The sequence below is a fragment of the Lysinibacillus sp. JNUCC 51 genome, from assembly GCF_015999525.1.
GTDB classification, from domain to species: Bacteria; Bacillota; Bacilli; order Bacillales_A; family Planococcaceae; genus Lysinibacillus; species Lysinibacillus xylanilyticus.
In genome coordinates this window covers 2,423,222-2,447,584 of sequence record NZ_CP065545.1, presented here as the reverse complement: position 1 = coordinate 2,447,584, position 24,363 = coordinate 2,423,222, and the positions used below count along the sequence as shown (strand labels likewise).

Sequence of the window (24,363 nt, the reverse complement as noted above, 5' to 3'; positions counted from 1 at the left end):
TCTTTATATATATTAAATTTCCAACGATAAGACATGAGTAGCATACGACAGTTACTAATACATGAAAAACGGCTTTTAATCGAAATGATTATAAGCCGTTTTGTTTTAAAAAATGTTACTTAGTCGATTGTTCTTCTCATTCATACGTTTTAGAAATACGAAAGCAATTTGTTTCTCAATCTCTAACATTTCATATTTTCTTTATTCATGTCTCTTAAAGTGTAATAAATTCTTATACTAATAGCAAATGGTAATATATAGAGTAATTACTGAGGTAAAATAAGGTCATTTCAATAACGTATGGTTGATTTCCGTTCCGACTGGCGCTTGCCTAGAGCGCCCAATGAGCCGAATAAAAAAAGCACAACAAAAGTTAATTAAACCTTGTTGTGCCTTTATTTATAGCTTATTTGTCTTCTGCTACGAATGGAAGTAATCCCATGATACGAGAAACTTTGATAGCTGAAGTTAATTTACGTTGGTACTTAGCGCTAGTGCCAGTTACGCGACGTGGTAAGATTTTACCGCGCTCAGAGATGAATTTTTTTAATAAATCTACATCTTTATAGTCGATATGCGTAATGTTATTAGCAGTGAAGTAGCAAACTTTACGGCGTTTGCGGCCTCCGCGACGTGGTGCCATAGTATGTCTCCTCCTTATCATTTTTTATTTTGGAAGTATTAGAATGGTAAATCATCCTCAGATACTTCTATCGGTCCTTTGCTATTAGCAAATGGATCCTCATCTACACGTGTATAATTCGGCTGATTCATAGGTGGTTGATTTTGCTGATAAGCATCGCCGCCATATGAACCCTGCCCTGGCATAGCACCACCAAACTGTTGCTGTGGTTGTCCACCGCCATATGACGGTTGATTATTACCGTAAGTATTCTGCCCACCATATTGAGGAGCAGGAGCACCGCTAGCATTACGAGGCTCTAAAAACTGTACGCTATCTGCCACTACATCTGTTGTGTATACTCGTTTACCATCTTGTCCTTCATAGCTGCCTGTTTGAATGCGACCTTCCACTCCAATCAAACTTCCTTTTCGCATGAAGTTTGCTAAGTTTTCAGCCTGTTTGCGCCAAGCAACACAGCTAATGAAATCAGCTTCGCGATCACCTTGTTGGTTTGAGAATGTTCGATTCACAGCAACTGTAAATCTTGTAGACGCAACACCATTAGGCGTATAGCGTAGCTCAGGATCTTTTGTTAGTCTTCCAACTAATACGACACGGTTTATCATCAGAAATGCAACCTCCTTTTCAGCATTTTGTTAAAAATAAATGATTATGCTTCTTGGCGAACCGCAATGTGACGAATGATATCTTCGCTAATGTTAGCAAGACGTGTATATTCGTTAATTGCTTCTGAAGTAGCGTTTACTTTCACGATTTGGTAGAAACCTTCGCGGAAGTCTTGAATTTCATAAGCTAAGCGGCGTTTGCCCCACTCTTTTGATTCGATGACTTCTGCACCGTTAGAAGTTAAGATTTCGTTGAAACGTTCAACTAAAGCTTTCTTCGCTTCGTCTTCAATGTTCGGACGTACGATGTACATTAATTCGTATTTTCTCATCTGTTTACACCTCCTTATGGACTTAGGCTCTCCTGTATACAGGGAGCAAGGAGCAAGTAATAATTATTACTCACATCAATGAATTGTAACATATAGACGCATGTCTTTCAAGTCGCAGCCAAACAATTCTTTCTATATAATGAACTTAATTCATGAATGAAAGGAGAATCTTCATGCTACCAGATAAAGAACCTATTGTCATTGAACTCAATATAAAGAAACTAATGTTAGAAAATATCGTTGTCACTAGTGGTCTTGTACTAATATTTATGGCGATTCAATATATTTACACTAAAGATCCTTTTTCAATAACATTTTGGAATATGGTTATTGGATCCATCCTTTTCATCATTTTGTATATTGTTTTCATTATCTTACATGAAGCCTTTCATTTAATTGGTTTTATGGTCTTCGGAGGCGTGCCCTTTAAATCGTTAAAATACGGCGTGAATTTAGAGCTTGGCGTAGCGTACGCAACAACTGAACAACCATTACAAAATCGTGCAATGAAAAAAGCTTTATTACTTCCATTCTGGACAACTGGCGTCCTCCCGACAGTTGCTGGTTTCTACTTTAATAGTACTGTTTTAATATTGGTAGGGGCTTTTTTAATAGCTGGTGCAGTAGGTGATTTTTCCATGTATAAAGAGCTGCGCAAATATCCAAAAAAGGCATTAATACAGGATGATCCTCATTTACCCAAGCTTTATGTATATATGCCTGAGGACAAGAAATAACTTTGATGGAAGTCACGTTACAAATAGAATCTGCTTGGCTCCAAGCAGATTCTATGGTTAACACAAATTTATGGCGTTAAAAAACTATGATGTGCAGCTGTATATAAATTTCTCCATATACGATTAATCGAAGATGTTTCCGTAATTGCATCCATACCAAGTCTACGTATTAAGCTGTTGGCAATATCTACACAAGCTGCTGCAATATCTTTACTCATCCGTGAAAATTGTTGTAGTTCTTCATCAGTCAGCTCATAACCTTCTTTATGTTTTTGCCAGTATTCATTCAACAATAAATAAAATTGCTCTTCAAGCTGTCTAAAGTTTTTCTGTTGTTGCATCAATAAAAATTGTATTGCGCCCATTCGTTCAGTACGGCTTGGGTCATTATTTCTTTGTTTCACTAAAATAGCTGTCTCTTCTAAGAAGTTTTCAGTTATCCCAAGGCAAACACTTAAAAAAGAAGCTTCTGCAAATGCACCAAACGGAAAACTATGTACCGCACTTCCATACTTGTTTTTAATTATACCCAATTGAAATGTTTCCTCTTCAGGTACCCAAACATCTTGCACACGAATCGTATGGCTAGCTGTCGCTTTTAAGCCCATTGCTCGCCAATCATTAAGAACCTCTACTTGATCACAATTTACTGAGCAACTAATTATTTTATCAGTTCTAATACCTTCATTCTCGACAAAGCAATTCATCGTAAAAGTTGTAGCATAATCTGCTCCACTACAATACTTCCATTGACCTGTTACACGATAGCCCCCATCGATTTTTACCGCTATGCCCGAAGGATAGCCGCTGCCTGCTATGACTGCATTTCTTGGTGAAAATATTTTTTCACAAACCTCTTTATTCAATGTCGGAATAAACGCGTTACCCCCTGTCCCTATTGTGACAAGCCATCCAAAATTGCCATCAAGTACAGACATCTGCTGAAATACTTTTATGCCATCTAGTAGATCTAAATCTTTTCCGCCTAATTCCTTTGCTGTGAATAGCTTAAACAATTGATGCTCGTAAATAAGCTCTAACACATCTTCTGGTAATCTACATAGGCATTCAATTTCTAAACCACGTTCTTTTATTTGTAATATATTCATACCTAACCTCTCCTGATTGAAATTTCAGATAAGTATATATAAAAAAAAGGCAATCCATTTAAAGATTGCCCCTGTTTGAATTTTACACATTGAAACGGAATAACATAATATCGCCGTCTTGTACTACATATTCTTTACCTTCAAGACGTACTTTACCAGCTTCTTTAGCAGCAGGTTGAGATCCAGCTTCAACTAAATCATCGAAAGCAACTGTTTCTGCACGAATAAATCCACGTTCAAAGTCTGTATGAATGACTCCAGCACATTGTGGTGCCTTCATGCCTTTACGGAACGTCCATGCACGTACTTCTTGTACCCCAGCAGTGAAATAAGTTGCTAGCCCAAGTAAATCATATGAAGTACGGATTAATTGGTCTAAACCAGATTCTTTAATGCCTAGTTCTTCTAAGAACATTGCTTTTTCTTCATCATCAAGCTCAGAAATTTCTTCCTCAATTTTTGCACAAATTGTGATAACTTGAGCTCCTTCAGTAGCTGCATACTCACGTACTTTTTGCACATATTCGTTATTATCTGCGTCAGCAACTTCATCTTCTGAAACGTTCGCCACATAAAGCATAGGTTTAATTGTTAAAAGATGAAGTCCTTTAATAACCTTTAGCTCGTCTTCTGAAAGCTCTGCAGCACGTGCTGGTCGACCGTTTTCTAATTGTTCTTTAACTTTTACAAGAATTGGTTCTTCAATCATTGCTTCTTTGTCTTTTTGCTTTGCCATTTTGCCAACACGTTGTAATCGCTTATCAACTGATTCTAAATCAGCAAGTGCAAGCTCTAAATTAATGACCTCAATATCGTCAATTGGGTCTACTCCACCTGATACGTGCGTAATATTTTCATCAACAAAACAACGTACAACTTGGCAAATTGCATCTACTTCACGAATATGAGCAAGGAATTTGTTCCCTAACCCTTCACCCTTTGAAGCGCCTTTTACGATCCCAGCAATATCTGTGAACTCAAATGCTGTTGGTACTGTTTTTTTAGGTGTTACTAATTCTGTTAATTTATCTAAACGTGCATCTGGTACTTCAACAATACCGACGTTCGGATCGATTGTTGCGAATGGATAGTTTGCAGCCAATGCGCCCGCTTTTGTAATTGCGTTAAATAATGTTGATTTTCCAACGTTAGGTAAACCAACGATTCCAGCTGTTAATGCCATGTATGGACACAACCTTTCTATGATCTGTTAAAATTTGCTCTTATCTCCCGTACTAACGGATATTGTGAGGATGTAGAAAGTCCTCACTGATTAATCACTGTATAACCTTATCTATTATATTGATTCACTCATAAAAAGTCTAATACACATGGAATACACATATTATTTTCGCCTTGGCGTAATTGTGTCCGAAGGCTTTATCTTCAATCAGTGGGAGTCAGAACACCTACTGGTTGAAGATAAAAACTAGTCTTCACTAGCGGTAATTAAAACCTTTTTCATTTTTTTCTCAAATTCACGGCGTGGAATCATGACACTGTGCTGACAACCTTCACATTTAATGCGCACATCCGCCCCCATCCGAATGATTTTCCACTTATTTGTACCACATGGATGTTGCTTTTTCATTTCAACAATATCATTTAGACCAAATTTCTTCGCTTCCATATTACTGATTTCTCCCCTCTTCATTTCCATTCACACCATAGAACATCATTTTCGGATGAGCCATTGGTATATTATTTTCTTCAAAGAGTTTTGTAACATCGCGACGAATAGTACGAGCCACCCCGTATTGTTGTTGTGGTAATGTTTCTGCGGCTATACGAATCGTTACCTCTGTACCCTTAACATTTTGTACACCTAAAAAGACAGGTACTGCTACAAGTTCCTTATGAATTTCAGGTAAAGTATCTAAATACTTTTTAATAATAGCCTCAGCTCTTTCAAAATTAGCATCAGTTGTCATTTGTAAATCTATAAAAATTTTAGAGTTGTTGACAGAGTAATTGACAACATCACCAATCGAACCATTCGGAATAATAAACTGCTCTCCTGTAGAACCATTAATCTTTGTCGTACGTAAACCGATTTCTACTACAGTTCCTTCAGCTGCATTTATTTTTATATAATCACCAACACCAAATTGATCTTCAAAAATAATAAAGAATCCAGTAATGACATCCTTCACTAAACTTTGCGCACCAAAACCGATTGCTAAACCGACAATCCCTGCTCCAGCCAATAACCCCGCTATCTTAATCTCTAAGATAGAGAGAATAGCAACGATTGCTGAAAAATAAACAACATAGGAAATGACACTTTGTAATAATCTTGAAATTGTTTTTTGTCGACGTTCCGAATGATCTAAAGGTGAACGCATACGCATTAAAAACACTTTTTTAATAAACTTTTTTCCTAATCGTACAGCTAGCCACGATGCAATCAAGATAATAGTAATCTTAACTGAAGCTATTGTTATATTTATCCAGAGATCCTCTGACATTAGCTTTTCCCAACCATTTTTTAAAACCCTTTCACTAAACCAATCCATTATTACCACCTCTTGAATAACTTGCTAAAAATTTGCGTATACTGCATAAAAATCGAGCACTTTTTACAAATAAAAAGGAAAGTGAGTTTTTTTATGAATACTATACCAAAATTGCTACTCCCTTATTCTCTTCATCATGAAAGTAAAAATATCGTTTGGCAGTTAAGTACATTATTTTTAGAACATATACCCTTTCATCATGAACGCCTTATTTTCTGTTGTATTGGAAGTGACCGTTGTACAGGTGATACACTTGGGCCATTAACAGGCAGCTTTCTAAAAAAGTCTGTTAGTTTTCCATATGAAATTGTAGGCTCTCTAGACAATCCTTTGCATGCTCTTAATTTAGACACTACTATGCAACAGCTACACAATCATACTATAAAACCATTCATTATTGCGATTGATGCATGTCTTGGAAGTGAACAAAACGTTGGACATATTTCTGTACAGAATGGACCTATTTTTCCGGGAAAAGCTGTAAAAAAACAATTGCCTCCCATCGGTGATATTTCCATTAAAGGAATAGTCAATGTTGGAGGCTTTATGGAAATGCTTGTTTTACAAAATACAAGACTTCATATTTCTTATGCAATGGCGGAAAAACTTTCAAGAGCTTTATTGCTCGCTGCACATCGTTACTCACTGAAAAATATAGAAGATAGCAACCACAATACCAACAATGATGAGACCTGGCAACAAGTTAGCAGCCTTGATCTTAGTTAAGCCTGCTATATTTAAACCAATGGCCAAAATCATAACACCACCTACAGCAGTCATTTCTTGAATAAACATTTGTAGTGCAGCATCTGGTATAAAAGAGCTGATAACACCCGCAAAAAGTGCAATTAAACCTTGATAGACGAATACAGGTACTGCAGATAATAGCACTCCTATACCTAATGTAGATGTTAATATAATCGATATAAATCCATCGATTAATCCTTTCGTAATAAGTATATTATGATCATTACGCAAACCACTATCGAGCGCACCAATGACGCCCATAGAGCCGACTACAAATATTAAAGAGGCAGTTACAAAACCTTCTGCTATCCCAATTTGATTATTATCAGTACGATTTTTACTAAATAAAGATTCTACCCATTTTCCAAGTCTATTCATTTGCTTATCTAAATCTAACCACTCGCCAATTACTGTACCTATCACTAAACTTATCATTAAAATAATAAAATTATCACTTTCAAAGCCCATTTTAATCCCTAAAAGCGCAACTGCTAAACCAATAATCGATAATACAGTAGATTTCATCGATTCGGGAATATTTTTAAAAATACGTCCTACTAATGAACCTGCCATAATAAGCAATGCGTTAATAAATGCCCCTAGTAATACCACGTCCCAACCTTCCTTCTCTCTAGAAAAATAGAGAGCGCCTTGTAGTTCGGCGCTCTGATTACAATATCGATATTTCTCTTATTCTTCTTCTTGTAAATTTAATATTTCTAAAATGCGTTCTAAATCATCTTCAGAGTAAAATTCAATTTCAATTTTCCCTTTATTATTAGCTTTTCTAATTTGTACATTTGTTCCAAAGTAATCACGTAACTGCGACTCCTTAGCTGCTACAAATATATCCTTTTTCTTTGATTGAGTTGTTTCACGTGAAACTTCTTCATTCAAATTGTGTACTAACATTTCAACTTGCCGTACATTTAAACCTGCTTTAATGACCTTATTTGCTACTTCTGATATTCTTCTTTTATTTTTTAATCCTAGTAACGCTCGCCCTTGTCCCATCGATAGTGTTCCATCATTCATAAACCCACGAACATCCTCTGGTAATGCAAGTAAACGAACATGATTGGCTATATGGGGTCTACTTTTTCCTAATCTTTTGGATAGCTCCTCCTGTGTTAAATGTAAGCTTTCCATTAAGCTTTGATATGCCTCAGCCTCTTCAATAACAGTTAAATCTTCACGCTGTAGATTTTCTAAAATAGCAAGTTCCATCATTTGCGCATCTGATAGCTCTTTTATAATAGCCGGAATAACCTCTAAACCTGCTAATTGAGTTGCTCTATAACGGCGTTCTCCAGCAACAATTTCATATTTACGTCCTTTTTTTCGTACAGCAATTGGCTGTAAAATACCATGTTCCTGTATAGAGTCAGCTAATTCTTGTAAAGCTTCTTCATCGAAAATTTTACGAGGCTGAAATGGATTTGCGACGATAAGCTCTAATTGTATTTCTTCCACTTGTCCACTTTGTTCTATAGACTCTCCAGGAAATAATGCACCTATGCCTCTCCCTAAACCTTTAGCCATTTTTAATCACTTCCCTCGCCATCTCTAAATACACTTCTGCACCTCTTGATTTTGCGTCATAAATGATAATTGGCTGCCCATGACTTGGAGCCTCACTTAATCGCACATTACGAGGAATAATTGTTTTGTACACTTTATCTTGAAAATATTTTTTTACTTCATCAATAACTTGTAAGCCTAGGTTTGTTCGTGCATCAAGCATCGTCAATAATACACCGTCAATGTATAATTGCTGATTTAAATGTTTTTGCACTAAACGTACAGTTGATAATAACTGACTTAACCCCTCTAATGCGTAATATTCGCATTGTACAGGAATAATAAGCGCATCCGAAGCTGTTAAAGCATTAATTGTTAGTAGTCCTAACGAAGGCGGACAATCAATGATAATATAATCATAGTCTTCTTTTACATCTTGAAGTGCATGCTTTAATCGCACTTCTCTGGAAATTGTCGAAACTAATTCAATTTCTGCTCCTGCTAGTGAAATGGTTGCTGGAACGATTGCTAAGTTTTCTACATTAGTTTGTTGAATGACATTTTCAACGTTTTCATCATCAATTAATACATCATAAATGCATCCTTGAAGTTCTCCTTTATTAACACCAAGTCCACTTGTTGTATTTCCTTGTGGATCAGTATCGATTAAGAGCACTTTCTTCCCTAAGTATGCTAGACAAGCGCTCAAATTGACCGATGTCGTTGTTTTTCCTACGCCACCCTTTTGATTGGCGATTGCTATAATTCTACCCATTTAAAAGCACCTGCTTTCATCTATCAAAGGTTCACTTTGACAAATCATTTGTAAAATCACTATTCAATACCTTTATCTTACTTTCATTCTATCAAAAAAACAGAAAATAGTTGTATAAAATATTAAGAATATATGCAAAAAAGGAGACATCTCAGATTTATTACTGAGATGCCTCCTTCTTTTTGACATATAAAAGTGGCTCTTCATCATGATGAAACCCGCTTCGCTGCAGGGTCTCGGGCCAAAAGATGTTTCTTGCGCGAAAGCGAAGCGGCAACACGATGTTGGTCAAGAAGGCGCTATCACAGGACGTGATGCTTTTAACCTTCGCTCCAATCAATTTATACACATGGTAACGTTATAAAAATATCATCCTCAACTTTGATGATGTCATAAAGTCAATTCAATCACTATTTAAGACTTTTTCTTTTTAGGTATTTTCACTGTAATTTGATAATATTCCTCTGTGTCTTCTTCTTCAGTCTTAACTGTTATACCGCTCTTTGTTACCATAGATAACGATTGTTTAATCGTATTTAAAGCAATGCGTACGTCTTTACTAATGGCCTTACGTTTCGGTTTTACTTTCTTTGGCTCCGCTTCTTCTTGAGCTTCTGCCTCCGGATGTAATAAAGAATAAATCTGTTCTTCTAACTGACGAACATTCCAATCATTTTCAATCGTTTGTTGTAAAACTTCTAGCTGTAATGGCTGATCTTTAATTGCAATTAATGCACGTGCATGTCGTTCAGAGATTTCACGCTTCATAATAGCTCGCTGCACTTCTTCAGGCAGCTTTAATAAACGTAATTTATTGGCTACCGTGGATTGTCCTTTTCCAAGTCGTTGGGCTAGAGCTTCTTGTGTAAGCTCATGCAGCTCTAATAGTTTTTGATAGGCAACAGCTTCTTCAATTGCTGTTAACTCCTCACGCTGTAGGTTCTCAATTAACGCGATAGAGGCTGTTTCCTTATCAGTTAAATTTCTTACAATTGCCGGAACTTCTGTCCATTGTAGCTTTTTCATTGCTCGATAACGACGCTCACCAGCAATGATTTCATATCGATTTTCTGCTGTTTTACGTACAACAATTGGCTGAATTACACCATGCGTATGAATGGTTCTTGATAATTCTTCAATTTTTTCATCATCAAAAATAGTACGTGGCTGAAAACGGTTAGGTACAATTTGATCTATAGGCAGCTTTATAACTTCTTCTGCTGCATGAACCGTCTCTGCTTGTTCTACTTCATTTTTCACAATAGGCTCAGTTTTATTCCCGCCTCCAAAAAAACGTGAAAAAGGACTTTTCATCCAAGTGGCACCACCTTTAAGTAACTATCTTGCTCTGTTTCATTTCTATTATTATTTATTATATTTCCTAAAATGTATATAGTTCGTAGATGTCATTTGCGTGAAACATCCATAACTAGTATGTATGCTCAAAATAGAAAAAATATTTTCTACTTTGAGAAGTTTCACATGAAACACTAATTATTGAATCGGTGATTTATTTGGTACACCTGGTTTACGCGGATATTTTTTCGGTGTTCCTTTTATTTTATCAAAGATATATAAAATGCGGTCACTTTCTTCAACAGGTAGCTGGAAAGAAAATTCTTCTTTTAGTGTAGCCCCAAATGTAGCCAATGCTTTTTTTGCATCTTTTAATTCTTCCGCGCCAGCTGCTGCTTTTAAAGCAACAAAATAGCCACCTTGTTTTGCTAGCGGTACACATAACTCCGATAAGACAGATAATCGGGCTACCGCACGAGCTGTTACAACATCAAACTGTTCACGATATTTTGCATTTTGAGCAAATTCCTCTGCACGGGCATGTACAAAATTCATATTATCTAATTGTAACTCATCACTTAAATGATTTAAAAATGTAATTCTTTTATTTAAAGAATCGACAATTGTTACATGTAAATGTGGGAAGCAGATTTTAATTGGAATACTTGGAAAACCAGCGCCTGCTCCAACATCACAAACTGTCGTCACCTTTGAAAAATCAAAATAAAAAGATGCACTAATCGAATCATAAAAGTGCTTTAAATAAACCCCTTCTAAATCCGTAATAGCAGTTAAGTTCATCTTTTCATTCCACTCAACAAGTAACTCAAAGTATTTTTTGAATTGAGCAATCTGCTTTTCGGAAAGTTCAATGCCCTTTTTCTTCAGAGCCTCGATAAATTGTTGTTCGTTCATGTAAAGTCTCCTTTTTCTAACTGGCTTTACTACCTATTATGGATCTGTAAGCATGTACTCGTTTACATAAAAATAGCAAAGCCATCAATTATGCCTCAGCATAATTGCATCCGGAATCGGCTTTGTGCATAGGCCTGCAAATGAAACCACATTCATTTCACCCCTATGGAGATGGGAGATGGGAGATGAATGCTGAAAGAAATTAAAAATAGGAAGCGGGCACAAAGAATGCCCGCCTCTTATTCACTTTACTGTTCTTAATTATTCTCCGCTGACGCGTGCGATTTTACCTTGCTCAATATAAACAAGTAATATTGAAATATCTGCTGGGTTTACCCCAGAGATTCGCGATGCTTGGGCAATGGAAAGTGGTGTAACTTGTTTTAATTTTTGTCGAGCTTCTGTTGCTAGACCTGAAATAGCGTCATAATCAATATTTTCAGGGATTTTTTTATTCTCCATTTTATGAAGCTTTTCAACTTGCTGCAATGCTTTCTCAATATAACCTTCATATTTAAGCTGAATTTCAATTTGTTCCTTCACTTCATCCGAAAACTCTATGTCTGCTGGGATTAACGAAGAAACTAATTCATAATGCATTTCTGTACGTTTTAATAAATCCGCTCCACGGATACCATCTTTTAGCTCACTACCACCTACAGATCGAATAGTAGCTTGTGTTGCTTCATTTGGTTTAATAATAACTTCGCGGAGACGTGCAATTTCGTTTTCAATCAGCTCTTTTTTCTCATTGAATGTTGCATATCTTCCTTCAGTAACCATTCCCACATTATAACCTAGCTCTACCAAACGTAAATCAGCGTTATCATGACGAAGTAGCAAACGATATTCTGCACGAGATGTTAGTAAGCGATATGGTTCATTTGTTCCCTTTGTTACTAGATCATCAATTAATACGCCAATATAAGCATCTGATCGACTTAATATTAGTTCTTGTTTACCAAGTACATTAGCAGCAGCATTTATCCCAGCCATTAAGCCTTGAGCAGCCGCTTCCTCGTAACCAGATGTTCCGTTGATTTGACCCGCAGTATATAAACCTTTAATACGTTTTGTTTCTAAAGTTGGCCACAATTGTGTTGGCACGATTGCATCGTACTCGATAGCATAGCCAGCACGCATCATTTCTGCTTTTTCTAAGCCAGGAATTGATTTTAGTAAACGTGTTTGTACATGCTCTGGTAAGCTAGTTGATAAGCCTTGTACATATACTTCACGTGTATTGCGACCTTCTGGCTCTAAGAAAATTTGGTGGCGCGGTTTATCGTTAAATCGCACAACCTTGTCTTCAATAGAAGGGCAATAACGTGGACCCGTACCTTTAATCATCCCTGAGTACATCGGTGAAAGATGTAGGTTTGCCTCAATAATTTCATGCGTTTCTAGGCTTGTATAAGTTAACCAGCAAGGTAGCTGATCCATGATGAATTCAGTTGTTTCAAAGCTGAATGCACGTGGAACATCATCTCCTGGTTGAATCTCTGTTTTATCATAATCAATTGTACGGTTATTCACTCGTGGTGGAGTACCTGTTTTAAAACGCACAAGGTCAAAACCAAGCTCTTTTAAGTTATCAGCTAAACGAATTGACGGTTGTTGGTTGTTAGGACCACTTGAATACTTTACGTCACCAATAATGATTTCACCACGAAGGAATGTACCTGTTGTGATAACAACTGTTTTAGCGCGGTATATAGCGCCAATTTGTGTAATAACACCTTTTACTTCCCCGTCTTCAATTATTAGCTCTTCAACCATCCCTTGCTGAATTGTCAAGTTTTCAGTTTCCTCCAAGATGCGTTTCATTTCTTGTTGGTATAAAACTTTGTCCGCTTGCGCACGTAATGCACGCACAGCAGGACCTTTCCCGGTATTTAACATACGCATTTGAATATGCGTTTTATCAATAACTTTCCCCATGACGCCACCTAATGCGTCAATTTCTCGTACTACGATTCCTTTGGCAGGACCACCAATGGAAGGATTGCATGGCATAAATGCAATCATATCTAAATTGATTGTTAACATCAGTGTGTTAGCACCCATTTTGGCAGCAGCATGTGCAGCTTCAGAACCAGCATGACCTGCGCCAATTACGATAACATCAAACGTGCCTGCCTCATAATTTGTTGGCATAGCTCGTATCTTCCTTTCTTTAATAAAATTATTTTCCTAAGCAGAACTGTGAAAATAACTGATTGATTAGGCTTTCTTGTACTGTGTCGCCGATAATTTCACCAAGTATTTCCCAAGTTCTTGTAACATCTATTTGCACCATATCAACAGGTACACCAGCTTGTGCTCCAGCTAATGCATCCTCGACCGTTGCTTGTGCTTGATGAAGTAATGCAATATGTCTTGCATTTGAAACATATGTTAAATCGCCCGCTTCAATTTGCCCTTCAAAGAATAACGCGGCAATCGCTTCCTCTAGCTCTGTGATACCCTCTTCCTGTAAAAGAGAAGTTGTCACAACGCGATGATTGCCAGCTAGCTCTTTAACACGAGCTACATCAATTTTTTGCGGTAGATCTGTTTTATTGACAATAACGATGTAATCCATCGCTTGAATTGTTTCGAATAGACGCTCATCCTCGGCAGTCAATTCCTCTGCGTAGTTTAAAACAAATAAAATTAAATCTGCGCCACGCAACGCCTCACGTGAACGTTCAACACCAATTCGTTCGACGATATCCTCTGTCTCTCGAATACCAGCAGTATCGACTAAACGAAGAGGAACACCACGTACATTCACGTACTCTTCTATAATATCACGAGTTGTACCCGCTATATCTGTCACAATAGCCTTATTCTCCTGTACTAAACTATTTAAAAGAGAAGATTTCCCAACGTTTGGGCGGCCTAAAATAACAGTTGATAGACCTTCTCGTAATATTTTCCCCTGAGAAGATGTTTGCAGAAGTTTAATAATTTCATTTCGTACCCATGTACATTTTTCTACTAATACTGGTACTGTCATCTCTTCTACATCATCATACTCCGGATAATCTATATTAACCTCTACTTGCGCTAATGTCTCTAGTAATGCTTGGCGTAAGTCACCAATTAAACGCGATAGTTTGCCATCCATTTGTCCCAACGCAACATTCATCGCTCTATCAGTTTTTGCTCTTATTAAATCCATGACTGCTTCAGCCTGTGATAAATCGATACGTCCATTTAAGAATGCGCGTTTTGTAAATTCACCTGGTTCTGCTAGTCTTGCTCCATTTGTTAATGCTAGCTTTAATACACGATTCACCGAAACTAGTCCCCCGTGACAGTTAATTTCTATTACATCCTCACGAGTGAATGTTTTAGGTCCGCGCATTAATGACAGCATTACTTCCTCAACAATCTCATTTGTTTTTGGATCGACCAAATGTCCATAATGAATTGTATGTGAAGCCTTCGTTGTTAAACTTTTCCCACCAGGCGATCTGAATATTTTATCTGCAATCGAGACTGCTTCGTTCCCACTTAAACGAACAATAGCAATAGCTCCTTCACCCATAGGTGTGGATATCGCAGCAATTGTATCAAACTCCATTTAATGACCTCCTTAACGTTATCCACATGTGGATAAATAAAACCGACCAACACTTACTAACACCTTAGACTAACATATTTTCTGCAAAATCTAAAGTAAGGATAATTTCCAATTGTGGATAATAAGAAAGCTTTACATTTTTGTACGTATTTCGACAAGAATTGCGGATGCTAGAAGTATGGCTCTCTCGACGCTCGCCCACAGGAAAGCGAGTAGCCTGGAACGGAATTCCCCCTCATCTAAAGCGCCACAACATTCACAAAGATTCCCTTGGCCATCTTGTTTTTCAACAACATAAAAAAAGTCATTTTATCATGACGATAAAATGACTTTTGACTTTTGTCTGTATGTTTTTACGAAGTTTAACCGTTCTTTACAGGTTCAATGACTAAATAACGATTAGGCTCCGTTCCTTCTGAGTATGTTTCAATATCAAAGCGATTTGCTAATTGATTATGAATAATTTTTCTCTCGTACGACTGCATTGGCTCAAATGTCACACGCTGATTTAAGCGAAGTGCTTTATCTGCCATACGATCTGCCAGTAACTCCAAAGCTACTTGACGACGTTCACGATAGTTTTCTACGTCTAATTTCACCATTAAGAACTGCTTGGCACTTTTATTTAACACAAGTTGTGTTAATTGTTGCAGGGAATTTAATGTTTGACCACGTTTCCCTATAAGCAGTGCAGCTTTCTCGCTTTTTAGTTGAAATAAAACATATTTCCCTTCACGTGTCGTTTCAACCTCAAGATCATGAATATCCAATTGTTCAGCAATATTTACTAAATAAGTCTTTGCATCTTCAATTGGATTTACTGAGGTTTCTTCTTCCTCTTTTTGTGCCTCTATGATTTGTTGAACAGCTTCGATATCACTTGGTTGTTCAGAAACTTGTGAACTTCTTGTTTCAACATCATCTATTACTGTTGGTTCGACAAATTGAGTCGTATTTTGCTGTTCAGCTTTTTCTACTTCAATTGTTGGTCGAACCTGTACTTCTTTTACTGTTACACGAACTTCTGCAGATCGTGCCCCAAAACCTAAAAATCCTTTTTTACCTTCTTGTAAAACTTCAACATCTACTTGTTCACGGGTTTTGCCAAGTTTCTGTAACGCCAATGAGATCGCTTCTTGTGTTGTTGCGCCTATTTGCGTAAGTTGTTTCACTTTTTAGCCCCTCCATTTTGAGCAGGTTGTGTTTTATTTTTTTCCCAAGGTTTGTAAATAAACAGGTTTTGCATAATCGAAATAATGTTACCGATTACCCAGTATAATGATAATGCTGCTGGCAATGCTATACCGAAACCAATAATCATAAATGGCATAATGTACATCATTATCTTCATTTGAGGGTTATCCATCGCTGGGCCCGTACGTAAAACTAGAAATTGCATTAAACCAGCAGTAATTGCTAATGCCGGTGCAGGATCTGCTAACGGGAAAATAAAGAAATTTCCTAAATCAAAAGCAGGTGTAGCATTCATACGACTAATCGCATGGTAGAAACCAATTAAAATTGGCATTTGAATGAATACAGGTAAACATCCAGCAAGTGGATTGACACCAGACTCACTCATAAGCTGCATCATCTCTTTTTGATACTGTTGTTGTGTCTGTGCATCCTTAGAAGCATACTTCTTTTGCAATTCCTTCAATTTCGGCTGAATTTCTTGCATTTTTTTAGAGCTCTTTGTTTGTTTAATCATCAATGGAAGAATTGCTAAACGAATGATAATCGTTACAATAATGATCCCCCATGCATATGAACCAAGCATATCAGCAAAGTATTTAATCACTGACACTAATGGCCAAACAATGAATTCATTCCAGAAGCCTGTGCTTTCTTTGGAGATTGGTTCTTTGAATTCTGTACAACCAGATAGTAGTAATGCTACAGATGCTAGCGACAGAATTACCCAAAGTTGTTTCTTCAACCTTCTTCCCCCTACAAATACTATTCACTTTTTCTAAAACTATATGCGTTCTCTTCTTTAGACATTTACAGTTCCCTGCTACTGAATAAAGTTATCAGTTATTTTATCATGCATATAACGTTTCACTCTACTAAATATTCTAACAATGTGCACATATTTACTAAGTAATGTTACTAATAATTCATATATTGTAGTGAAAATCCACTCAAAAATACCCCTATGAGTATTTTCACTGGCTTCACATTCGCACAGAAACGCTTCTATTCACCACTTTGGTTGCCATCCATATTACGTCTTCTTTAATACCTTTGCGACTCGTAGTACATGCTGCAAACTTTGTTTTACTTCATGAAAATCCATAGTGGCCGCCGGTTGTCTGGCGATAATAACATAGTCCATATTCGACTTCAGTTCATCCTTCATTTCATGGATACTTTGTCGAATATAGCGTTTGATCTGGTTGCGTGTTACTGCATTCCCAAGCTTTTTACTAACAGATAATCCTACACGAAATTCTGTTTGTCCCTCTTTTTCTAAAAAGTAAACGACAAACTGACGATTAGCGAAAGATTTACCCTTTTTAAACACCTTTTGAAAATCATCGTTTTTTTTCACTCTTTGGCGTTTTTTCATTACTTTCACCTGCTACTTAATAATTATCCTTTAATCCTCATTTCTAGGTTTACCAAAAATAAAGAAAAAAAAGACCACTGATGTGTCTCAGTGGACTTATTTTAAGCTGATAATACTTTTCTTCCTTTACGACGGCGAGCAGCAAGAACTTTGCGACCGTTTTTCGTGCTCATACGTGCGCGGAAACCGTGAACTTTGCTGTGCTTACGTTTTTTTGGTTGGTAAGTACGTTTCATTTATATAGACACCTCCTGGATGAGTTGAATTTTTCAACATACAGACTTGAATATTATATAAAGTAACTAGTTATTTTGTCAATGAATTTTATAAATTTCTATATTTACTCAAAATCTATGTAATTATTCACTACGATCATCTTCTACAGAATAAAAAAATAATTTATCCACAGAGTACTTGTTTTTTTTACACAGAGTTGTGTATAGTATTTTTTGCATTATTTTTTATCCACAACGTTTATCTACACCTTTTTCACATAAGCATACCTTGTGGACAACTAGGACGTGCATAAATAAAAGGTATGTGGATAAGTTTCACAAACTATTGAAATAGCTTTGTTTTTCTGATACGATATCTGTGCTTAACTTTGTTGAAAACTGAAATTAACTTTTATTTTATCCACAACTGTTGATATGCTGTGGATAATTTTTATCACAGCCTTTGGTTAACTTTTATCCACAACTTGTGAGTTTGTGGACTAGTTGTAAAATGAACGTATTTACCGTTTCTATAAATGCGCTATTTTTTATGTATTGAACTGTAAAGGAGATTAGCAGCTTGGAACATTTAGAAGAACTATGGAATAATGTCCTGGCTCAAGTTGAACAAAAAATTTCTAAACCAAGCTTCGAAACGTGGCTAAAGTCTACTAAACTACTTTCCTACAATGGTAGTGGTTCTACTGTGACAATTGCTGCGCCAAATTCGTTTGCTCGAGACTGGCTTGAAAATCATTATATTCATTTGATTACAGGTATATTAACGGAGCTTACAGGCGAAGACTTGCTTATTAAGTTTGTTGTTCAAAAAAACCAGGATTCGGACGATTTTGATTTACCAGCGCCGATTATCCAAGCAAAAAATAACGATCACCATGATATTTCACCAGGTATGTTAAACCCGAAGTATACTTTTGATACGTTTGTTATTGGCTCTGGTAACCGCTTTGCACATGCTGCCTCGCTAGCTGTCGCAGAAGCGCCTGCGAAGGCTTATAACCCATTTTTTATCTATGGGGGAGTAGGACTTGGCAAAACACACTTAATGCATGCGATTGGTCATTATGTATTGGAACACAATCCAAATGCAAAGGTGGTATATTTATCATCTGAAAAATTTACAAATGAATTTATTAACTCAATTCGAGATAATAAGGCACTTGATTTCCGCAATAAATATCGCAATGTAGATGTGCTGCTAATTGATGATATTCAATTTCTAGCTGGAAAAGAATCAACTCAGGAAGAATTTTTCCACACTTTTAATACATTGCATGAAGAATCGAAACAAATTGTTATTTCCAGTGACCGTCCTCCTAAGGAGATACCGACATTGGAAGATCGTTTACGTTCTCGATTCGAATGGGGACTAATTACAGATATTGCTCCTCCTGATTTGGAAACTCGTATCGCCATTCTTCGAAAAAAAGCAAAGGCTGATGGTCTAGAAGTGCCAAATGAAGTCATGCTCTATATTGCGAACCAGATTGACTCCAATATCCGGGAGCTTGAAGGTGCGCTTATTCGCGTCGTAGCCTATTCATCACTTGTTAACAAGGATATTAATGCGACTTTGGCTGCAGAAGCATTAAAGGATATTATTCCTAATTCAAAGCCACGAACTGTCACGATATTAGACATTCAAAATGCAGTAGGAGAGCATTTTAACATTCGTTTAGAGGATTTTGCCGCGAAAAAACGTACAAAGTTAATTGCTTTCCCACGTCAAATCGCCATGTTTTTATCTCGCGAATTAACAGATTTTTCGTTGCCGAAAATTGGCGAAGAATTTGGTGGACGTGACCATACTACTGTTATTCATGCTCACGAAAAAATATCTTCTATGTTGAAAAATGACGTTCAGCTACAGCAAGATATTAAACAAATTCGAAGCATGCTAGGGAAATAATACTGTGGACAACACCAATATTTAAACACAAACTTATACACAGTCTATCTACATGTGGATAGACTGATTTTATTCACTTGAAAGTACTTATCCACAAATCCACAGGGCCTATTACTATATCTTTTTTATTTTATATAAATAAATAATATAAATATGTGAGGGAAAACGAATGAAATTTGATATTTTACGTGACCGTTTATTAGAGGGTTTAAATGATGTCATGAAAGCCGTAAGTTCAAAAACGACTATTCCAATTTTAACGGGGATTAAAATTGATGTAACAGATGAGGGTATTCGCTTAACAGGTAGTGATGCTGATATTACAATTCAAACATTTATTCCAGTTGAAGAAGATGGCCAACAAATAATTCATATTACAGAAACAGGATCAATTGTTGTACAAGCTCGTATGTTTAATGAAATTGTACGAAAGTTACCAACAAATGAGGTTGAAATTCAAGTAACAACCGGTTTCCAAACTCATATCCGTTCAGGTAAATCTGAATTCCACTTAATTGGCTCAGATGCTACTGAATATCCTTTATTACCTGAATTAACAGAGGATCAAAAATTTACTATTCCAGCAGATCTATTAAAGTCGATTATCCGTGAAACAGTATTCGCTGTTGCCACTTCAGAAAGTAGACCGGTGTTGACAGGTGTAAACTGGCAGATAAAAAATGAAACATTAATCTGTGTTGCAACAGATAGCCATCGTTTGGCAAGACGTAAAGTTCAACTGGAAAATTTACCTGAAGTTGAACATAGTGTTGTAATTCCTGGTAAAAGCTTAAATGAGTTAAATAAAGTTTTAGAGGATTCTACAAATCTTGTGCAAATTGTTATAACAAGTCAGCAAGTATTATTTAAAACTGGAGAAGTATTATTCTTCTCTCGTTTACTTGAAGGTAACTACCCAGATACATCACGTTTAATTCCAGAAGAGTACCAAACAAATCTAACGATTAATGGTAAATCATTATTACAAGCAATCGATCGTGCATCTCTTGTTGCTCGTGGTGATCGTAATAATGTTGTACGTTTTGAGATTTTAGATAATCAAGCTGTCGAAGTTTCTTCTAATTCTCCTGAAATTGGTAAAGTTCAAGAAGAAATTCCTGTTGAGTCATTAGAAGGGGAGAACTTAAAAATTTCTTTCAGTGCGAAATACATGATGGAAGCACTAAAAGCAATTGATGGTCAAGAGGTAGTCATTCAATTCACAGGAGCAATGAGACCATTTATTTTACGTTCTGTTCATGACGATGCTATTTTACAATTGATTTTACCTGTACGTACTTATTAGAAAATCAATTAAACCGAGGCCTAATTGTGTCCGAAATAAGTTGAAAGAAGTAAATAGAGAATAAACTTCATAATTTCAAACTCAAAGCACTTTGAAAATTGTACTGATAGTCGCTAATTGCGGCTATCTTTTTTTACTTATGACGAATTTTTAGGTATGATAGAGAGATAGACAGTCTGTATTTGGAGGGGAACTCAGCTATGAAGGACATTGAAATTGATGTAGAATTTGTCACATTAGGGCAACTTTTAAAAATGACCGATGCTATTAGCTCTGGTGGCATGGCCAAGTGGTTTTTACACGAAAATGATGTATATGTAAATGGAGAAGTAGATGATCGCCGCGGTCGTAAATTACGTGACGGTGACATTGTAAATATTCCTGGGTGTGGTCGATTTCGTATCGTTGGTACCGCTGGACAATAGATTATGCATATAGAGCAATTAAAACTTACAAATTACCGTAACTATGATGCCTTAGCTTTAAACTTCTCTCCAAAAATTAATGTTTTTATTGGTGAAAATGCTCAAGGAAAAACAAATGTTATGGAATCTATTTACGTATTGGCGATGGCTAAATCCCACCGCACGACGAACGATAAAGAATTAATACGTTGGGATTCAGACTATGGTAAAATAGAAGGGGCCGTTCAAAAAAGGCATGGTATTTTACCGATTGAGCTTACGATTACGAAAAAAGGCAAAAAGGGTAAGATAAATCACATAGAACAAAGTCGCCTCAGTCATTATATTGGCCAAATGAATGTCGTGATGTTTGCACCCGAAGATTTAAATGTTGTAAAGGGAAGTCCGCAAATACGGCGACGTTTTATTGATATGGAGATTGGGCAAATTTCGCCTGTCTATTTACATGATTTATTAACCTTTCAAAAAATTTTAAAGCAACGTAACCACTTTTTAAAAATGAATCAAGGTAAAGCAATGCCGGATGACGTGATGTACGAAGTTTATAATGAACAATATATTCACGCAGCTACCCAAATTATTCGAAAAAGATTTCAATTTATGGATTTATTGCAGGAGTGGGCAGAACCAATTCACGCAGGTATTTCACAAGGGAAAGAAACGTTAGTTATTAAATACCGCACAGTAGCTGGTATCGAAAAAGAACATAATTCCAGTGAAATTGAAGATTTCCTGCATAAAAAGCTAATGGAAGCTAAGGAACGTGAATTTGATCGAGGTGTAACACTTGTTGGTCCACATCGAGACGATTTACAGTTTTTGGTAAATGACTATGATGTTCAAACATACGGATCACAAGGACAGCAACGTACAACCGCTCTCTCATTAAAACTTGCTGAAATCGAATTAATTAAACAAGAAACAAATGAAACACCCATACTACTTTTAGATGATGTATTGTCGGAACTCGACGATTATCGCCAATCGCATTTATTAAATACCATTCAAGGTGAAGTTCAAACCTTTGTTACGACTACAAGTGTTGATGGAATTCATCATGAAACGATGGAGCATGCACAGCTGTTTCACGTGAAACAAGGAGCGATTGAAGAAAGTTAGCCAGGGAGTTTTTTAGATTACAAAAGAATGGTAATAGTCAGCTCGGTTGACTGTTCATTCATTTACACACAATGATGTTATGAAGGAGTAGATGAAAGCCGTGGCTATAGAGAACGAAGGTTTACAAAATCAAGCTTATGAAGCCGATCAGATACAAGTATTAGAAGGTTTAGAAGCGGTACGTAAAAGACCAGGGATGTATATCGGTTCAACAAGCTCTAAAGGGCTTCACCACTTAGTCTGGGAAATCGTTGATAATAGTATTGATGAAGCACTTGCAGGATTTTGTACAGATATAAATGTAACGATAGAAAAGGACAATTGGATTCGTGTAGAAGACAATGGTCGTGGTATTCCAGTAAGTATTCAAGAGAAAATGGGTAAGCCTGCTGTTGAGGTTATTATGACAGTGCTCCATGCTGGTGGTAAATTCGGCGGTGGGGGATACAAAGTTTCTGGTGGTCTTCACGGTGTAGGGGCATCTGTTGTAAATGCTCTATCAGTCGAGACAATCGTTCAAGTTCATCGTGAGGGTCATATTCATGAAATTAAATTTGAACGTGGGAAAACTGTTCAAGAGCTTACGATTATCGGTGATTCAGATCGTAATGGAACAACTACACGTTTCAAAGCAGACCCTGAAATATTTAAAGAAACGACTGTTTATGAATATGATATTTTAGCACATCGTATTCGTGAATTAGCTTATTTAAATCGTGGTATCAAGATTACAATTGCTGATGAACGCGAAGGAGAGGAACGCTCTACTACGTATCATTATGAAGGTGGTATTCGTTCTTATGTCGAGCATTTGAATCAATCTAAAGAGCCAATCCATGATCCAATAGATGTTCTAGGAGAAAAGGATGGCATTTCAGTTGAAATTGCTATGCAATATAACGCTGGATTCTCTTCAAATATTTTTTCATTTGCTAATAACATTAATACGTATGAAGGCGGTACACATGAGTCTGGTTTTAAAACGGCTCTGACACGTGTTATTAATGATTACGCGCGAAAAAATGGGCTATTGAAAGAGTCAGATGCAAATCTTACTGGTGAGGATGTTCGTGAAGGGTTAACGGCTATTGTTTCAGTTAAGCATCCTGATCCACAATTTGAAGGACAAACAAAAACAAAGCTTGGTAACTCTGAAGTTAGCCAAATTACTAACTCCTTATTCTCAGATGGTTTTGAACGATTTATGTTAGAAAATCCAACTGTAGCTCGTAAGATTGTTGAAAAAGGTTTAATGGCTGCTCGTGCACGTGTCGCTGCTAAAAAAGCACGTGAATTTACACGTCGTAAAAATGCACTTGAAGTATCAAGCTTGCCAGGTAAATTAGCTGACTGTTCATCAACAAATCCAGCTGATTGCGAAATTTATATCGTTGAGGGTGACTCTGCCGGAGGGTCAGCGAAATCTGGACGTGACCGACACTTCCAAGCAATTTTACCGTTACGTGGTAAAATCCTTAACGTCGAAAAAGCTCGTTTAGATAAAATTTTATCGAATGCAGAAATTCGTGCGATGATTACAGCATTTGGCACAGGTATTGGTGAAGAGTTTACTTTAGAAAAGGCTCGTTATCATAAAATTGTTATTATGACAGATGCCGATGTCGATGGTGCCCACATTCGCACATTACTACTAACATTCTTCTTCCGTTTCCTTCGACCGCTCGTAGAGGCAGGTTATATTTATATTGCACAGCCACCTCTTTATCAAGTAAAGCAAGGTAAGCATGTTGAATATTGCTATGACGAAGAAACATTAAAAGAAATTTTAGAACGACTACCAAAAATGCCAAAACCAAATGTGCAACGCTACAAAGGTCTTGGCGAAATGAATGCAGAGCAGCTTTGGGAAACTACAATGGATCCTGAGCACCGCACATTGTTGCAAGTAGAATTAGATGACGCAATTAAAGCAAACCAAGCATTTGAACGTTTAATGGGCGATGAAGTTGAACCACGTCGTCAATTTATCGAAGAAAATGCAGTATACGCTAATTTAGATATTTAA

General features: G+C 36.7%; 25 protein-coding genes. 7 read left to right on the top strand and 18 right to left on the bottom strand.

Annotation, left to right across the window (positions count from 1 at the left end; all coding sequences use genetic code 11):
- Positions 1-406: 406 nt before the first annotated feature.
- Genes rpsR through rpsF form a run of 3 tightly spaced genes read right to left on the bottom strand, consistent with a single transcriptional unit; the run spans position 407 to position 1,583 of the window.
- On the bottom strand, positions 407-643 hold the full coding sequence (rpsR, locus tag JNUCC51_RS11740; RefSeq protein WP_012296211.1) for a 30S ribosomal protein S18: 237 nt from the start codon (positions 641-643) through the stop codon (positions 407-409).
- Positions 644-681: 38 nt separating this feature from the next.
- Positions 682-1,251 (bottom strand): single-stranded DNA-binding protein, encoded by a 570-nt coding sequence (ssb, locus tag JNUCC51_RS11735; protein WP_337992085.1) that lies wholly within the window; start codon positions 1,249-1,251, stop codon positions 682-684.
- A gap of 44 nt (positions 1,252-1,295) precedes the next feature.
- Positions 1,296-1,583, bottom strand: a complete 288-nt coding sequence (gene rpsF / locus JNUCC51_RS11730) for a 30S ribosomal protein S6 (RefSeq protein WP_053482932.1) — start codon at positions 1,581-1,583, stop codon at positions 1,296-1,298.
- Between the two features lie 173 nt (positions 1,584-1,756).
- Between rpsF and JNUCC51_RS11725 the strand changes: the two genes are divergently transcribed.
- Positions 1,757-2,320: a DUF3267 domain-containing protein gene (locus tag JNUCC51_RS11725; protein WP_337992084.1), complete on the top strand. Its 564-nt coding sequence runs from the start codon at positions 1,757-1,759 to the stop codon at positions 2,318-2,320.
- Positions 2,321-2,388: 68 nt separating this feature from the next.
- Here the strand turns inward: JNUCC51_RS11725 and JNUCC51_RS11720 are convergent, their stop codons facing one another.
- From JNUCC51_RS11720 to JNUCC51_RS11705, 4 genes are all read right to left on the bottom strand, one after another.
- Positions 2,389-3,429, bottom strand: coding sequence for an acyl-CoA dehydrogenase family protein (locus tag JNUCC51_RS11720; protein WP_337992083.1), 1,041 nt, complete (start codon positions 3,427-3,429; stop codon positions 2,389-2,391).
- 82 nt (positions 3,430-3,511) lie between these two features.
- Positions 3,512-4,612, bottom strand: coding sequence for a redox-regulated ATPase YchF (gene ychF, locus JNUCC51_RS11715; RefSeq protein ID WP_049662606.1), 1,101 nt, complete (start codon positions 4,610-4,612; stop codon positions 3,512-3,514).
- A gap of 246 nt (positions 4,613-4,858) precedes the next feature.
- Entirely contained in the window at positions 4,859-5,059 is a 201-nt protein-coding gene (locus JNUCC51_RS11710; RefSeq protein WP_337992082.1) for a DUF951 domain-containing protein, read from the bottom strand.
- 1 nt (position 5,060) lies between these two features.
- The gene (locus JNUCC51_RS11705) at positions 5,061-5,945 is read right to left on the bottom strand and encodes a mechanosensitive ion channel family protein (protein WP_337992081.1); all 885 of its coding nucleotides are present in this window, start codon (positions 5,943-5,945) and stop codon (positions 5,061-5,063) included.
- A 93-nt stretch (positions 5,946-6,038) separates the two neighbouring features.
- Here JNUCC51_RS11705 and yyaC point away from each other — a divergent pair, with 93 nt between their 5' ends.
- A complete protein-coding gene (yyaC, locus tag JNUCC51_RS11700) occupies positions 6,039-6,671 on the top strand; it encodes a spore protease YyaC (protein WP_268639602.1) in 633 nt (210 codons plus the stop codon).
- Here yyaC and JNUCC51_RS11695 read toward each other — a convergent pair.
- From JNUCC51_RS11695 to rpmH, 11 genes are all read right to left on the bottom strand, one after another.
- Entirely contained in the window at positions 6,588-7,304 is a 717-nt protein-coding gene (locus tag JNUCC51_RS11695; RefSeq protein ID WP_337992080.1) for a DUF554 domain-containing protein, read from the bottom strand. The genes yyaC and JNUCC51_RS11695 overlap by 84 nt on opposite strands.
- A gap of 78 nt (positions 7,305-7,382) precedes the next feature.
- On the bottom strand, positions 7,383-8,234 hold the full coding sequence (locus JNUCC51_RS11690) for a ParB/RepB/Spo0J family partition protein (RefSeq protein ID WP_337992079.1): 852 nt from the start codon (positions 8,232-8,234) through the stop codon (positions 7,383-7,385).
- Complete coding sequence (locus tag JNUCC51_RS11685) at positions 8,227-8,988, bottom strand: ParA family protein (RefSeq protein ID WP_049662596.1); 762 nt, start codon at positions 8,986-8,988, stop codon at positions 8,227-8,229. The genes JNUCC51_RS11690 and JNUCC51_RS11685 overlap by 8 nt, the downstream gene beginning before the upstream one ends.
- A 414-nt stretch (positions 8,989-9,402) precedes the next feature.
- Positions 9,403-10,302, bottom strand: a complete 900-nt coding sequence (gene noc / locus JNUCC51_RS11680) for a nucleoid occlusion protein (RefSeq protein ID WP_337992078.1) — start codon at positions 10,300-10,302, stop codon at positions 9,403-9,405.
- A 180-nt stretch (positions 10,303-10,482) separates the two neighbouring features.
- Positions 10,483-11,199, bottom strand: coding sequence for a 16S rRNA (guanine(527)-N(7))-methyltransferase RsmG (gene rsmG, locus JNUCC51_RS11675; protein ID WP_337992077.1), 717 nt, complete (start codon positions 11,197-11,199; stop codon positions 10,483-10,485).
- Positions 11,200-11,460: 261 nt separating this feature from the next.
- Entirely contained in the window at positions 11,461-13,356 is a 1,896-nt protein-coding gene (gene mnmG, locus JNUCC51_RS11670) for a tRNA uridine-5-carboxymethylaminomethyl(34) synthesis enzyme MnmG (protein ID WP_337992076.1), read from the bottom strand.
- Between the two features lie 28 nt (positions 13,357-13,384).
- Positions 13,385-14,770 (bottom strand): tRNA uridine-5-carboxymethylaminomethyl(34) synthesis GTPase MnmE, encoded by a 1,386-nt coding sequence (gene mnmE, locus JNUCC51_RS11665; RefSeq protein ID WP_337992075.1) that lies wholly within the window; start codon positions 14,768-14,770, stop codon positions 13,385-13,387.
- Between the two features lie 362 nt (positions 14,771-15,132).
- Positions 15,133-15,942, bottom strand: a complete 810-nt coding sequence (gene jag / locus JNUCC51_RS11660; RefSeq protein WP_337992074.1) for an RNA-binding cell elongation regulator Jag/EloR — start codon at positions 15,940-15,942, stop codon at positions 15,133-15,135.
- A complete protein-coding gene (gene yidC, locus JNUCC51_RS11655; RefSeq protein ID WP_337992073.1) occupies positions 15,939-16,709 on the bottom strand; it encodes a membrane protein insertase YidC in 771 nt (256 codons plus the stop codon). The genes jag and yidC overlap by 4 nt, the downstream gene beginning before the upstream one ends.
- A 288-nt stretch (positions 16,710-16,997) precedes the next feature.
- On the bottom strand, positions 16,998-17,342 hold the full coding sequence (gene rnpA / locus JNUCC51_RS11650; RefSeq protein WP_337992072.1) for a ribonuclease P protein component: 345 nt from the start codon (positions 17,340-17,342) through the stop codon (positions 16,998-17,000).
- A 101-nt stretch (positions 17,343-17,443) separates the two neighbouring features.
- Positions 17,444-17,578, bottom strand: a complete 135-nt coding sequence (rpmH, locus tag JNUCC51_RS11645) for a 50S ribosomal protein L34 (RefSeq protein ID WP_004233310.1) — start codon at positions 17,576-17,578, stop codon at positions 17,444-17,446.
- Positions 17,579-18,137: 559 nt separating this feature from the next.
- On the opposite strand from rpmH, the gene dnaA reads away from it, so the two are divergent.
- The 5 genes from dnaA to gyrB all read left to right on the top strand — a co-directional run bounded on the left by dnaA (position 18,138) and on the right by gyrB (position 24,363).
- Positions 18,138-19,487 carry a chromosomal replication initiator protein DnaA gene (gene dnaA, locus JNUCC51_RS11640; protein ID WP_068985823.1) on the top strand — a complete coding sequence of 450 codons (1,350 nt, stop codon included), beginning with the start codon at positions 18,138-18,140 and terminating at the stop codon, positions 19,485-19,487.
- Between the two features lie 169 nt (positions 19,488-19,656).
- Positions 19,657-20,793 (top strand): DNA polymerase III subunit beta, encoded by a 1,137-nt coding sequence (gene dnaN, locus JNUCC51_RS11635; protein WP_142510016.1) that lies wholly within the window; start codon positions 19,657-19,659, stop codon positions 20,791-20,793.
- Positions 20,794-20,993: 200 nt separating this feature from the next.
- Positions 20,994-21,218, top strand: a complete 225-nt coding sequence (yaaA, locus tag JNUCC51_RS11630; protein WP_068985825.1) for a S4 domain-containing protein YaaA — start codon at positions 20,994-20,996, stop codon at positions 21,216-21,218.
- 3 nt (positions 21,219-21,221) lie between these two features.
- Positions 21,222-22,337, top strand: coding sequence for a DNA replication/repair protein RecF (gene recF / locus JNUCC51_RS11625; RefSeq protein WP_337992071.1), 1,116 nt, complete (start codon positions 21,222-21,224; stop codon positions 22,335-22,337).
- A gap of 91 nt (positions 22,338-22,428) precedes the next feature.
- The gene (gene gyrB, locus JNUCC51_RS11620) at positions 22,429-24,363 is read left to right on the top strand and encodes a DNA topoisomerase (ATP-hydrolyzing) subunit B (RefSeq protein WP_337992070.1); all 1,935 of its coding nucleotides are present in this window, start codon (positions 22,429-22,431) and stop codon (positions 24,361-24,363) included.

Coding starts and splice junctions, on each gene's coding strand:
- recF (WP_337992071.1), top strand. CDS start 21,222: ATGCATATAGAGCAATTAAAACTTACAAATTACCGTAACTATGATGCC.
- JNUCC51_RS11690 (WP_337992079.1), bottom strand. CDS start 8,234: ATGGCTAAAGGTTTAGGGAGAGGCATAGGTGCATTATTTCCTGGAGAG.
- noc (WP_337992078.1), bottom strand. CDS start 10,302: ATGAAAAGTCCTTTTTCACGTTTTTTTGGAGGCGGGAATAAAACTGAG.
- JNUCC51_RS11685 (WP_049662596.1), bottom strand. CDS start 8,988: ATGGGTAGAATTATAGCAATCGCCAATCAAAAGGGTGGCGTAGGAAAA.
- mnmE (WP_337992075.1), bottom strand. CDS start 14,770: ATGGAGTTTGATACAATTGCTGCGATATCCACACCTATGGGTGAAGGA.
- rsmG (WP_337992077.1), bottom strand. CDS start 11,199: ATGAACGAACAACAATTTATCGAGGCTCTGAAGAAAAAGGGCATTGAA.
- JNUCC51_RS11725 (WP_337992084.1), top strand. CDS start 1,757: ATGCTACCAGATAAAGAACCTATTGTCATTGAACTCAATATAAAGAAA.
- dnaN (WP_142510016.1), top strand. CDS start 19,657: ATGAAATTTGATATTTTACGTGACCGTTTATTAGAGGGTTTAAATGAT.
- rnpA (WP_337992072.1), bottom strand. CDS start 17,342: ATGAAAAAACGCCAAAGAGTGAAAAAAAACGATGATTTTCAAAAGGTG.
- ychF (WP_049662606.1), bottom strand. CDS start 4,612: ATGGCATTAACAGCTGGAATCGTTGGTTTACCTAACGTTGGAAAATCA.
- rpsR (WP_012296211.1), bottom strand. CDS start 643: ATGGCACCACGTCGCGGAGGCCGCAAACGCCGTAAAGTTTGCTACTTC.
- JNUCC51_RS11705 (WP_337992081.1), bottom strand. CDS start 5,945: ATGGATTGGTTTAGTGAAAGGGTTTTAAAAAATGGTTGGGAAAAGCTA.
- gyrB (WP_337992070.1), top strand. CDS start 22,429: ATGAAAGCCGTGGCTATAGAGAACGAAGGTTTACAAAATCAAGCTTAT.
- mnmG (WP_337992076.1), bottom strand. CDS start 13,356: ATGCCAACAAATTATGAGGCAGGCACGTTTGATGTTATCGTAATTGGC.
- JNUCC51_RS11720 (WP_337992083.1), bottom strand. CDS start 3,429: ATGAATATATTACAAATAAAAGAACGTGGTTTAGAAATTGAATGCCTA.
- JNUCC51_RS11710 (WP_337992082.1), bottom strand. CDS start 5,059: ATGGAAGCGAAGAAATTTGGTCTAAATGATATTGTTGAAATGAAAAAG.
- rpsF (WP_053482932.1), bottom strand. CDS start 1,583: ATGAGAAAATACGAATTAATGTACATCGTACGTCCGAACATTGAAGAC.
- yaaA (WP_068985825.1), top strand. CDS start 20,994: ATGAAGGACATTGAAATTGATGTAGAATTTGTCACATTAGGGCAACTT.
- rpmH (WP_004233310.1), bottom strand. CDS start 17,578: ATGAAACGTACTTACCAACCAAAAAAACGTAAGCACAGCAAAGTTCAC.
- yyaC (WP_268639602.1), top strand. CDS start 6,039: ATGAATACTATACCAAAATTGCTACTCCCTTATTCTCTTCATCATGAA.
- ssb (WP_337992085.1), bottom strand. CDS start 1,251: ATGATAAACCGTGTCGTATTAGTTGGAAGACTAACAAAAGATCCTGAG.